This is a genomic window from Pseudoalteromonas sp. c7(2019), from assembly GCF_011378625.1.
GTDB lineage: Bacteria > Pseudomonadota > Gammaproteobacteria > Enterobacterales > Alteromonadaceae > Pseudoalteromonas > Pseudoalteromonas arctica.
In genome coordinates this window covers 1-12,729 of sequence record NZ_WTKS01000024.1, presented here as the reverse complement: position 1 = coordinate 12,729, position 12,729 = coordinate 1, and the positions used below count along the sequence as shown (strand labels likewise).

The window sequence follows — 12,729 nt, the reverse complement described above, 5'->3', positions numbered from 1 at the left end:
ATGTTGATATTTATTGAGAACTGCGTACCGAATGATTACTTAGAATCACCATTAAAAATGAAGTCGTTACAAAAGCTATTAGAAAGTCATTCAGAAAAAAATAATATTGTAATTGGCTCAAAAAAAGTAATGAACTCTATAGTAAACTCTAGTCATTATTCACATTCCGATAAAAAGGCTGCATTTGATATATTAGAGTGCCGCTCAGAAAATAAGCAGCTAAAAGATACTTTAGAGCTTTATTGTATTATTGATTTTCATATTGAGAAAAGCATATTACAAAATGAAAGTGGGAAACTAATTCCCAGGCTATCTTATAAGGAGATAGCAGCCCCTAGGCATGCTGAGCCAGTTTTATTAATTACAGAGAATGCAAGGGATTATGAGTTATTTAGCTTTGCAGCTGAAGCCTATTTAAAAGCAAATTTTGCTTCAAAAATTGCTGTGAAATTTAATAACATCCTTGGTGCTGGAAGCCATAGCAAAGAGCAATTCGATACCTGTAGTGAGCATAATCCATTTGTATTATGCATTGTAGATAATGATAAAGCCCATCCTAAAAAAGGAGAAGGCTCAACATCAAGTTCTTTCACTACTGCTGACAGAAAATTAAGTAAAAGCAAATTGGCAATAGTTTTGAATCAAAGAGAAATTGAAAACATAATTCCTTTAAAGTATTTAGAAGAATTGTGTAAAGTACCCAACACTTCTGATGCTTTCGTTGATACATTCGACGAACTCAAGCCCTTCTTTACCAAAAAGAAAAATTTCCGCTCTCATTTTGATCATAAAGATGGGTTGAGTTTACAACAAGCAATTGCGCTCGATAAGAAATATGGTGATTTTTGGCTACCTATGCTTGAAAAATATAATAAATTTAACACTAAAGATTGCTTTATTGAGAAGGAATGCTTCGGTTGTAACTCTTGCCCAAAAATTGATGGTTTTGGAAGTAATTTACTTCAACAGTTTAACAACTATTTAAAAAGTGAAAACCTAATACACTTAAATAATAAAATTGAAGATAATCTAAGAGAGACATGGTCAAATTTAGGGCTGTCTCTAGTGAGTTGGGGCTGTGCACCAAACACTAAGACAATTAGGACAACTTAAGTTGCCTACAGCGAACCTCTGAGGTCGTGAATCACCCAACCGCTAATTTTCCCGCCCCATGCCACATTTCACTTGGCATGGGTTGGGTTAACTCCCACGTTATATTCATCGGTTGGCTGCCATCATGGCTTTGGTATTTTACTTCGCCGTAGTTTACAAATCCCATAGTTCTGCCGTTTTGATCTTTGCCTTGTTCGCGCACAAATAACAGGATGGTTTTGCCTGTTTGTTGATGCTGAATATAACTAAGGCCACGGCCGTGTTCTGGGCGGGCGCTGTTTTGCGTTTGCCAATGGAACAAAGTAGGGCTGATTGCGTAGTCGTGATACAACGTGGTGGGTGAATAGGTTTTTTCACACTTATTAAGTGTTACAAATAACAGCTCTAGGTTTTGGTTTTTAAATTCTAAAACACCTTCGCGGGCGGTCGATTTTTTATCAAACGCGTGCGCGCCAAAAGCTGCTAGTATTTGCTGGCGAGTGTAGCGGCTGTGTAATTTTATGGCGTGATTTGGCAGGCTCGCTAAATAGCTTTCTTGCTGGTGAATACGGTTTATTAATAGCGTAATTACTTGAGCAAGTTCGTGCTGTAGCTCTTTGTGTTTAAGCGCTTGTAAGCTTTGTTCAAGCGTTTTAAACCCCAAGCTTTTACCAGTGCTATCCCAAAAATTGTAATGCGCCATAAGCGCGTACTGTTGGTTTTGTGATGTTGGCGTAAAACTAAAGTCGTTGTTACATAAATCACGTAAAAAGCATAAGTAGCTGAGCGAGTCGCAGCCGAGTAATTGAGTGTTGATTGCGCGGTAATACGCGGCGTAGACATCGGCTTGGTCTGCGGGTATTTCATCACCTTTTAACCATTGCCAGCCGCCGAGCTTTTTATCTTTTGGTTTGTATATATCTTCAAGCGTAACTTGCGGGTTTATACGTAAAAAGTTACTTAGTGTAAGCGCGTCATTAGTGTGTTGCGAATAGCTATTTATAAGCTGCTGTAAACGGCGTTTAGAGTTTATAGCTTGCTGAATATTTTTTAATATTGTTTGTTGTGTGCGCTTTTGTAGCTCAATACGGCAACCCAGCGGTAAATGCGGGAAGTTGTTTTCAATCTCGGTTTTTATTGGCTGGTTACTTTTACCAATAAGTGCGCGAAATTTACTAGCAAAGTCGTATTCTGGGCGGGCATTGCCTACAAAGTCGAGTACGGTACAGCACTGCTTTTGGCTGTTATCGGGTAGGCGTAAACCTCGGCCGAGTTGCTGTAAAAACAGCGTTAGGCTTTCAGTCGGGCGTAAAAATAACAGAGTATCGACCTCTGGAATATCGACACCTTCGTTAAAAATATCAACCACGCAAAGTATTTGTATTTCGCCTTGGCGTAGTGCTTGCTGTTTGGCCGCGCGCTCATTGGTGTTTTTACTGGTCAGCACATCGGCGTTTATGCCTGCTAAGCTAAACTTTTTAGCCATAAATTCTGCGTGTTTTTGGCTTACGCAAAACGCGAGTGCTTTAATAGCGTGAACATTGGTTACGATATCAGCAAGGCTGGATATAATTTTGTTAGCGCGGCTGTTCTCGCCTGTATAAAGGTTACTTAGCTCGCTTATATCGTAACGGCCGCCTCGCCATGTTATTTGGCTTAGGTCGGTATCGTCATCTAGTCCAAAGTATTGAAATGGGCATAAATGGCGTTGATTTATAGCCTCTGGTAAGCGAATTTCAGCGGCTATTACCCCGCAAAAATCATCGAGTATATTTGCGCCATCTTGTCGCTCTGGTGTAGCGGTTAAGCCAAGTAATATTGTGGGTGTAAAGTAACTTAAAATAGTGCGATAACTGGCAGCGCTTACGTGATGTACTTCGTCTATTACTATGTAGTCGTAGTAATCATTGGTTAAATTGAGCGATTCAATTTGGCTATTAAGCGTTTGGATGGATGCAAATAATTGGTTATAGCGTTGTGGTTTGTAGTTACCTACCCACAGCTCGCCAAAGTCGTTATTTTTAAGCACACCACGGTAAGCGCTTTGTGCTTGTTTTAGTATTTCTTCACGGTGGGCTACAAACAAAAAGTGTGCGTTTGGGTTTTTATCGTAAACAGTTTTAAAGTCGAACGCCGATATTATTGTTTTGCCTGTGCCGGTTGCAGCAACCACTAAGTTTTTAAAACGATTATGTACGCTGCGCTCAGCACTTAGCTTTTCTAAAATAGCGAGCTGATGCGTTTTTGGTGTTATATCAAAATAAAACTGACTGCTTGATTGCCCAACACCGCGTTGCTCGTTAAGTGAATTAATGAGCCTTTCCTTACACTCAACAGCGCCTGTAAATAGCTCGAAGTCTTTTGATTCCCAGTAGGTTTCAAACGTACTTTTGGTTTTAGCTATTATATGCGGAATTTCTTGTGCGGTAATTTTTAAGTTCCATTCAAGGCCGCTGGTAAGCGCCGAATGCGATAAGTTAGACGAGCCAATATAGCCTGTATGAAAACCCGTATTGCGCATAAATAAGTAAGATTTAGCGTGTAGGCGTTCTTGCTGATTGTTATAACTTAGCTTTACTTCGGTATTTGGTAGGTTTGCTAAAAACTCAACCGCTTTAGCATCCGTTGCGCCCATGTAAGAAGTAGTAATAACTTTGAGCTTATTGCCGCTTTTGGTAAACGCTTCAAGCTCATTTTTAAAAATGCGTAGCCCCGTCCATTTTATAAATGAGACCAGCCAGTAAATAGTGTCGGACGATTTAATCTCGCGCTTTAGCTCGGTTTCGAGCGATATACCTGCATTAGCACCGCTAAATAATTCACTTTGTGTAAGCCCTGTAAATGGAAATATATCGCTTGAGTAATCTTTAAGGTTGGCCGCAATCGGGTTTTGAGTATTAAACAGCGCGGTAAGTATTCGGCCTTGGCTGTCGATAAGGTTTTCGTTGATTAATGCGTCATCGCGAATATGATCTTTAAGCCAAAGTACAAGGCTATTAGCTAGGCTAATTTGTTCTTGTAGGCGCTCGTTTGAGTTAGGAATGGCATTTATTGCATGCTCAACAAGCTTACCTAAAAAGCGTGAAAGCCATGTTGCGGCTTCAGCCGTTTCAAGCTGGCGCTCGCCAACATAAAATTGATCACGATTTAAGTTTTGCTCAATTACTTGCGTAATTAACTGCTCATAAATACCAATTTGCTGCATTAAAACCACTCCCTGTTTGCGAGTGGTTAGTTTACTTAAATGCGGTACAGCTACAAGTATTAATCGACTAAGTTACTAGTAATTAAGTACAAACGTGTGAGTTAAGTATTAGCTAACACGCAATTTTTTATCATAAATTAAACTTGAGTGAATAGTGTGATCATCAATGAGTAGTCAAGGGATCAAAGAGTTATCAGCGATCTCAGTCCATTGAACTGATATATCACTAATATACTACTGGGAGTCACCTCCGAGAATGAAGAAAACACCAATAATAATAGCTATTGTTGTTAGGTGTTCTAACAAGCGGATTAATTTCATAATCCAATAGCTAGAGAACTCTTCTATACCAGCACTATTACGCCTTTCGAATGAACTTTTACTGAAATATATTTTTAAAATAATACCTGCAATAATTAATGTAACGCCAATTGAATAATACATATATTTCCTTATTAATGATTAATACGAGCAGCTCTAGCTTCTTTATCTATTTGCTCTATGATTTAAGCTTATTAGTTAGCGATCAGTTAAATAGGTAAGAAATTCATTCTTAGAAGCAAATACTTTAAATACTTTCGTAGTATTGTTTCGAGTTTGTTCTAACAGCCAAGAAAATGCTTCCTTTTTATATCCTTTACCGTCAAAAACTATGATCACGGTATTTTCTGGTGCATGAGTTAATGATTCATAAAAAAATGGAAACTTCTGATCTACTGAGCCACTTTGAACTTGGCGGTGAGCTTCAACTCTTAGTAACCCCTTAGTCTTGTGATTAATTAAAAATGTACTACGACGAGTGCCACCGTACATATCTCTATAGACAGAGCGTCTTAAGTACTTTTGTGGATTAGGTGACGTACTATTACATTCCATATAACCAATAGAAGTTAGTTCTTCTTCAAGTTCCGTACAGAATTTCCTATTTGATTCCTGAGGAGAGCCAATTTGCTCATTTTTATCGAGTAGTTCATCAAACAGTGGTAATTGATCATCCATGCATCTTATTCCTTTAGATTGAATGAATAACATACTAAAAAAGAGGTACGAATAAAAGTGGAACTTGTTCAAAATAACTAATCCGGCATCTATCTATAATTAGGATATAAAATTTAGTTGCAGACATAATCTAAAAATCTTAGTAACCAAAGCGAATTTAAAGGCATTAGCCAAGGCTTCCCCCCGTGATCACATCCAAAATTTAATTAATGATGGGTAATTAACAGCATGGATGCTGTTAAAAGCGTAGCTTGGCCAAGGATGGCCTATCTAGGCTGGTTACGTTCATATCATTAATTTAAATTGAGGAAATAATGTGATCCTCGGGGCGCAGTGGGTGACGAATGACCAAAGCGTAGCTTTGCAGCTTGAGGAAGTGGAAGCATGGATGCTGACAGGGACACGGCTTCAGGGATGAATTATTAGCAGCAGAGCTTATTTGAAGAAGATCGCCCTTTGGTTGCCATCGCAAATGCGATATTAAGTAAATTCAATTTAAAAGCTTCGCTTTTCGCGCAAGCAAGCTTTGCGCCTACAGCAAATTTTAAGGCAGCTGCTAAGATAACTCCCCCTTCAACTTCACCTTAGAACACATAATTAATGAGTAATTACCTCGCATGGATGCGAGTAAAGCGATGCTTGCAAATGGGTGAAAAACGTAGTTTTGAACGAGAGGGTAGGGATACCCGAACTGGGCAGCGTACAGGGATGTGAAAGTTGTGCGTTCATCGCGTTTACGTTCATATTAATTATTTGTTTAAGGATAAGTGAAATTGAGGGGTGCCGTGGGGTTCCAAGGGGCGGTCGGCGGTATCCGCCCCTTGGTTGCCATCGCCAACGCGATATAAGTAAATTATTTTAAAAGCTTCGCTTTTCGCGCGAGCAAGCTGGGCGCCTACAGGTGTTTAGGTGAGCTTTGCTTGTTGATTGAGGTAATGAGCTAGTTATTAAAGAGAAAGCGCGATGTAAAATCGCACCTACGCTTTTGTTGAGTGCGGTGGTTTAATTATTGTAGGTGAGGTTTTATACCTCGCGGGTGCTTTGTAAAAACTAAGACACAAGGTGAACTCCCACCCATAGCTTTAATTTTTACTTTTTGGTTTAGTAATGTTGATGTGTTTTTTCACATTTATAGGTACACTCTTTTAAAGCTTTAATTCAGGGAATGAATAATGATTAAATGGATTTTACTGGTATTTATTAGCGTATTTACAACTTTTCCTCAAGCTGGTGAGGCTTACACACAAGCCCAGTGCGATAGCATTAAAAAGCAGCGCGAAGCTATTCGCTCTCAATTTAGACGTGGCTACAGTAATAAAGAAGGTGAGCGTTTAACTGCACGCGATAAAGCGCTATTTACCTTACTTGCTAACCACTGCAGTAAGCCTAAAAAGAGTGGTAGCGCTTATCAGGCTACTTCTTCTACCTCAACTCGTACGCCTAATAGCAATTGGTTACTCAATCAAAAAGTATCAAACATGTCTTTGCACAGCGATAGCTATAAAGATGCCGCTAAGCTTGATGCTTGGTCAAAGTTTTATAAGTTGCCTAAACGTTGCCGCAAAAAAGGGATGGAGTCGGCCGACTTTGTATGGTGTAGCGAGTATCGGGGTCAGCAAAAAGAGTTGTTTGAAGCACAGTGGCAAGGGCGCCAATAAAGATGTTTAAAACAAAATTGCGCGTGGTGTTTGTATTTTTTGTGCTGCTAATTGCATCGGCGCTCATTGCTAATCATTTTACTGGGCGAGTATTTAATTATCACGATCCTATAGGTGAAGTTAAACGAATTTATAGTAGTTTATCGTCGCAGTTAGCTACTGAACCGTTAGCGACTAAACAGCTCAAAAATGTAAGCACGGCTACTTTACAAAATGTATCAATATCTGCCGATAATCATTTATCGCAAGCTAACAATACGCGCTGCGTGGATGTGTCGTTGGGTAAGGTTAAATATAAACGTAATGGCGATATATTTACGTGGACAGACAGTGACGGTGTTCCGCATTTTAGTGATAAAAAACCGGATTTTGCGGTAGCAACTTACGATACAGGTTTTATTGAACCGTTAGATTACTTTGACCTCTCTTTAAATACGCCCAATTTACCTTCGTCATTTAACCAAGAGTTACGCATAAAACTCAATACTGTATTTAAAGTATATGGACAGATTATTGGCGTGCATGCACTTAAAAAGGTAAAGCTGAATTTAACGGTATTGCCTACGCGCGGTGCTTATGAGGCCGCAATTAAGCAACGCGGTGGTGACTCTACAAACACTGCGGGTATGTATTTTCACGCGAGTAATTCTGCTTTTATTCATTATGATAATGCACACAGTGCAATGCGAACTGCGGTACATGAAGCAGTGCACGCCATTAATAAAGCGGTCTTAGGCTACACCCCGAGATGGTTTAATGAGGGATTTGCAGAATACTTTGAGCTTACTAAAAGTAATATGCAAACAGCTATTGTTGAGTCGAATAGTTCATGGACGAAAAATAACAATATTACTAAAAGTGTATTTTCGATTGATTCGTTAGTGGGTTTGGATGACTCGTGGAAAGGAGGTGATACCAGTAAGCTGTACGCAAGCAGTTGGGCTGCAATTTACTTTTTAATGGATACTCAAGCAGGGCGATCGTTACTTAATAATATAATGCTTGCTGAGCAAGAATCCCTCTGTAATAAGCTATCTGAAAAGCAATTAAAAACGATGATGCATAAGCAATTCCCTAATCTTCATCGTGAATATTCTCAGCGGTTAAAAAAGCCTTTAAAAGCGCATATATTTTAAATAAGGTAAAAATTTAAAAGCTACGCTTTTCGCGCGAGCAAGCTGGGTGCCTACAGGTGTTTAGGCGGGCTATTAAGCTCAAAATGTCATTAACTTTCCATAAGTAACTTATGCTTTACTTATGGGGTTGTGTTTTATTTTACTTCCTATAAGTAAAGTAAGGTTTACTTATAGGCAGTAAATATACGTTCAAACTTAAAAGTAAGTTATATTTGACTTTTGGGTAGGCTACCCTAAAATAAATTGTATAAGTAAACTATAGTTGACCTTTAATGAGTGAATTACCAGCAAAAAGAACACTTGGAAGAGTTGTTAAACGCACTGAAATGCCTGATCTATCAAAGCCGTTTTCATCGGTGCGGCTCGCTAAAGCGATTACTTCAAAGCGAACAGGCATGAAGCTTACATTGGTTGATGTATCGCAAGCACTTAATATTTCAAAGCCTACGCTGATAAAAATAGAAAAAGGTGATGTGAATGTGCAGTTTTTTAATGTACTCAAAGTGATGGAATACTTGGGGTTGTCGTTTAGCCTTGTCAGTGATGACGAGTCGCACCACAATAACAACGAAGAGGTGAGCGATGAGCAGTGGTATTAAAAAAAACAGCTTGGATGTATTTATTGGGCATACGCAGAAGATAGGTGCGATAGCCCTTGATATAGGCTCTGAAAATGATATTGCATTTACCTATGAGTCTGAGTGGATTAATAAGGGGTTTGCTATTTCACCACACTTACCGCTCAATGGTGATTTTGACTCACGTGATGTGCGTAATTATTTACAAAACTTATTACCCGAGGGCAAAGGTCTTGATGAGATTATAAGTAGTACTACTATCTCTAAAAATAATACGTTTGGTTTGATTAAAGTAATTGGCGAGGAAACGTCAGGCGCTTTGTCGTTTAGAGCAAGTAACAGTACTTTAAAGCAAACATCTTTTCGTGAAGTAACTAGTGACGAGCTAAGCCAAAAACTTAAACGCTTTGTACAAGTTGGAGAGCCAATTACTCATTGGGATGGCCGAACTCGGCTCTCTGTTGCTGGCGTTCAAGACAAACTAAACCTACTCGAAATCGATAGTAAATTAGGATTTGGTGAAGGGGAGCTATGTTCTAATAAAATTTTTAAATTTGAAACAGGTACCGCGCCTTTCATTGCAGTAAATGAACTTTTTACCATGCTTTTGGCAAAAGAGTCGGGGCTCAATGTTCCCCATGTTGAGTTGCGCACTTACGCAGATATAAGAGTATTTGTAATAGATCGCTTTGATAGGCGCGTTACACAAGATCAAAGCCGTGTATTACGTCGTCATATTATTGATGGTTGCCAAGCCACTAATTTACCTCCTTCTTATAAATATGAGCGTCAGCATGGTGATGATGGGGATGGTATTTATATTCGAGATGGCGTTTCTTTTGCAAAACTCTTTAATGTTAAAACAACGAATGTACAAGCGTATGAGGCTCAGCTTATTCGTTGGATGACATTTAATATTTTAGTACGTAATTACGATGCTCATGGCAAAAACATTAGTTTTTTTGTTGGTAAAAATGGTTTAGAGCTTACGCCGTTTTACGACTTGGTAAATATAGAGGCTATTATTGAGCAGGGAAGCATTGACCGTGATATGGGCTATCTACAGCCCAAAATATCAAGGTGTTATGCTATGTCAGTGGGTGAGCATAATTCGCAAAGTGCAGGCAATTTTACTAATGAGATTACAGCTTATATGTTAGCTGATTTTGCTGATGAATTTGCTATTTCACTACCACGGATGCAACTACTTATGAGTCAAACCGTTGACTCTGTATTAGCCGCAATTGATACGGCTAAAGTTTCTGCTGTTAAAAATAACTTGTCTACTGCTGAATTAGCACACATTGATTTGTGCATAAGAATAATTAATAAAGCTGCAAATAAGCTGAGTGAGCAAATAATACAACTACCAAATATGGATGCATTTATTTAAATATTAGAAAATAAATACATGCATTTTGAGTAAGTAATTCATATTTTGGTTGTCAGCATCAACGCGATATTTGCAAATTAAAATTAAAAGCGCGAGATAAATTCCGGCTTACAATTTAAAAGCTACGCTTTTCGCGCGAGCAAGCTGGGCGCCTACAGGTGTTGAGCTTGGCCTTATTTAAAAGCCAAAGCGCGATATAAAATCGCACCTACGCTTTTGTTGAGAGTGGTGTTTGCAATGATGTAGGTGAGGTTTTATACCTCGCTTATAAATGGATTGTTTTTACCATTGAAAAATGAATTATTGTTCTATGTAGCGCTTAAAAGTAATGAGGCAATTAACCCTGCTATTCGCCTCATTGCATGAGGCAAATAAATAACATAGACTGAAGCTAATTACCTTTAGGACTAAAGACTATGTGGATATGGCAACAGCAAAACTGGCCAAACTTTACGTGGGATGCTGCAGCGCTTGCTCCTTTACTAAGGGAGCTTTCATATAATCAAGGTTTATTAGTAGGGCGTATGGGCGTGCAAAGTGCTCAACAAAAGCAGCAAGCCCTTGATACCTTACTTGCAAATATTATTCACTCCAGTGCGATTGAGGGTGAAAAGCTTAATGCATTTTCGGTTCGCTCTTCTCTTGCTAAAAAGCTCAATATTAATGAGCAACCTTACCCAACAACAGTGCAAAGCGATAATCTTGCAGAGATTATGCTTGATGCAATAAATAACACAGACTCACCGCTTAATTTAGAGCGAGTGCTTAATTGGCATCGCTTATTGTTTGCAGGTGAGCAAAGCTTATTTACTAAAATTGAGGGAGGGCAATTGCGTGGTGACGAGCCAATGCAAGTGGTGTCGGGGCGTTTAGATAAACCGGTATTACATTTTACGGCGCCTCCTAAAGAGCGAGTAAATAAAGAGCTTTCGCTATTTTTTAACTGGTTTAACAAAACGCAAAACGATCCTCAAATAGATCCTTTTATACGGGCAGCTATCGCACATTTATGGTTTGTAACAATACATCCACTTGAGGATGGTAATGGGCGTATTACACGCCTTATAACCGACCAGGCATTAGCGCAAGAACATGCTGAGTCAATTCGGTTTTACGCTATGTCGGTGGCTATTTTAGAAGACAGAAAAAGCTACTACGAGGTGCTTGAAGCCACTCAACGTGGAGAGCTTTGTATTACAAAGTGGATTAAATGGTTTTTACGTACGCTTAATAATGCGATACACCATACGCTTAATAATATTGAGCAAACAATTTTTAAAACCAATTACTGGGCAAGTAAAGATCAAACAAAGTTAGGTGAGCAGCAAGTAAAAGTGCTTAATAAGTTACTTGATGGCCAATTTGAACAGGGTATTAGTGCGAGTCAGTATCAAAAGGTGGCTAAGGTTAGCCGTGCAACCGCAACACGCCATTTATCGGACTTGCAAACGCTTGGATTTTTAACAAAAACCGCCGCAGGTGGGCGTAGTACACGTTACAAAATTGCCTAATGAGGCAATTACTCACATTATTCACCTCATTACGTGAGGCGAATAGGTGTTTTAAATTGTTACAGGTGAGGTTTTATACCTCGCATGGTGTTTTTATAAAGCGAAAGCGCGATGTAAAATCGCAACTACGGTTTTGTTCAGTGCAGTGGTTTAATTATTGTAGGTGAGGTTTTACCTATGAATCTTTGTTTAGCTCTGTAATCGCTTTAATACTAAATGCGTGCATAGTTATGTAGTGTTGCTTTTTAATGATTGTTTTAACGATACTTTGATCAATATTTAAGTAATCGTGAACAAGAGCATTTCGTAAGCCTATAATTTTACGCCATGACAGTAGTTCTGCCTCGCTCAAAAAGCCTAAATTAGTAAGTTCGCTAAATGTTTGATAGGCGTTGCTACTGGTACTACTTTTGTGCTGCTTAAGCCAATGCTTTGATAAACCAATACACACCTCGGTCATTAACTGTAGTAATCGCTCTGCAGCTCGGTAGTCTCTGCTATTAAGTGAATCGATTTGACTGAGTTCGTCGAGTTCTTGCATATATTCGTCAATATGGCGTGTTACTTCACTTAAATAAAGTGTAATTCCGGTATCAGTCATGTTTACTCGCTATGGTTTCAAATTCGAACTGGCTATATATACGCTGCTGCTCTTTCATCGCCCTAACACTATTATTGCTTATAATTATTTTTCCATATTCAATAACGTTGAAAGCTAAATAACTTGGAATAATATTTATATCAACAATCGAAATAAGTTGTTCGTTAAGATTAAGTGCATTACTTATTTCAAGCTCAAGCTCTTTTGGCCTAAGGCGCTTATCGAACGATTCCAGATCAAAGTTTTTAAATGCTATGGCTAAGTCAATGTCACTATGAGGCTGAGCTGTCCCTTTTGCATGGGAGCCATATAGCCAAACTACATCAATGTCGGTGTTTTGATGTAAATACTCAATTATTTTTTGTATAACTTCATTTGCCACGAAAAAGTAACCATTGATAAAAACAGTAATAATAACCTATCAGTTTTATAGTGAACATTAAAACTGATATTTGTTTTATTTAATTTAAAAGCTTAGCTTTTCGCGCGAGCAAGCTTTGCGCCTTGTATCTCTCATTGATAAATGATTAGCTATCATTTATCACATCGAAGTCAG

Annotated in this window: 10 protein-coding genes; 6 read left to right on the top strand and 4 right to left on the bottom strand. The window is 38.7% G+C overall.

Features of this window, described 5'->3' with window-relative positions; genetic code table 11:
* Positions 1–1,113 (top strand): hypothetical protein, encoded by a 1,113-nt coding sequence (locus tag GQR38_RS18935; RefSeq protein WP_165722950.1) that lies wholly within the window; start codon positions 1–3, stop codon positions 1,111–1,113.
* A gap of 31 nt (positions 1,114–1,144) precedes the next feature.
* Here GQR38_RS18935 and GQR38_RS18930 read toward each other — a convergent pair whose 3' ends face one another.
* Together GQR38_RS18930 and GQR38_RS18920 are read right to left on the bottom strand one after the other, a co-directional pair.
* Positions 1,145–4,297 carry a DEAD/DEAH box helicase gene (locus tag GQR38_RS18930; RefSeq protein WP_165722951.1) on the bottom strand — a complete coding sequence of 1,051 codons (3,153 nt, stop codon included), beginning with the start codon at positions 4,295–4,297 and terminating at the stop codon, positions 1,145–1,147.
* A gap of 519 nt (positions 4,298–4,816) precedes the next feature.
* Positions 4,817–5,296: a PD-(D/E)XK nuclease superfamily protein gene (locus GQR38_RS18920; protein WP_165722952.1), complete on the bottom strand. Its 480-nt coding sequence runs from the start codon at positions 5,294–5,296 to the stop codon at positions 4,817–4,819.
* Between the two features lie 1,172 nt (positions 5,297–6,468).
* On the opposite strand from GQR38_RS18920, the gene GQR38_RS18915 reads away from it, so the two are divergent.
* The 5 genes from GQR38_RS18915 to GQR38_RS18895 all read left to right on the top strand — a co-directional run bounded on the left by GQR38_RS18915 (position 6,469) and on the right by GQR38_RS18895 (position 11,572).
* A complete protein-coding gene (locus tag GQR38_RS18915; RefSeq protein ID WP_165722953.1) occupies positions 6,469–6,954 on the top strand; it encodes a hypothetical protein in 486 nt (161 codons plus the stop codon).
* Between the two features lie 2 nt (positions 6,955–6,956).
* On the top strand, positions 6,957–8,090 hold the full coding sequence (locus tag GQR38_RS18910) for a DUF1570 domain-containing protein (RefSeq protein ID WP_165722954.1): 1,134 nt from the start codon (positions 6,957–6,959) through the stop codon (positions 8,088–8,090).
* 272 nt (positions 8,091–8,362) lie between these two features.
* Positions 8,363–8,689, top strand: a complete 327-nt coding sequence (locus tag GQR38_RS18905; RefSeq protein WP_165722955.1) for a helix-turn-helix transcriptional regulator — start codon at positions 8,363–8,365, stop codon at positions 8,687–8,689.
* Complete coding sequence (locus tag GQR38_RS18900; RefSeq protein ID WP_165722956.1) at positions 8,673–10,061, top strand: HipA domain-containing protein; 1,389 nt, start codon at positions 8,673–8,675, stop codon at positions 10,059–10,061. Before GQR38_RS18905 ends, GQR38_RS18900 begins: the two co-directional genes overlap by 17 nt.
* A 416-nt stretch (positions 10,062–10,477) precedes the next feature.
* Entirely contained in the window at positions 10,478–11,572 is a 1,095-nt protein-coding gene (locus GQR38_RS18895; RefSeq protein ID WP_165722957.1) for a Fic family protein, read from the top strand.
* Between the two features lie 175 nt (positions 11,573–11,747).
* Here GQR38_RS18895 and GQR38_RS18890 read toward each other — a convergent pair whose 3' ends face one another.
* Both GQR38_RS18890 and GQR38_RS18885 read right to left on the bottom strand, forming a co-directional pair.
* Positions 11,748–12,173, bottom strand: coding sequence for a DUF86 domain-containing protein (locus GQR38_RS18890; RefSeq protein ID WP_033037879.1), 426 nt, complete (start codon positions 12,171–12,173; stop codon positions 11,748–11,750).
* Entirely contained in the window at positions 12,166–12,555 is a 390-nt protein-coding gene (locus tag GQR38_RS18885) for a nucleotidyltransferase domain-containing protein (protein ID WP_002962075.1), read from the bottom strand. Before GQR38_RS18885 ends, GQR38_RS18890 begins: the two co-directional genes overlap by 8 nt.
* Between the last annotated feature and the right edge of the window lie 174 nt (positions 12,556–12,729).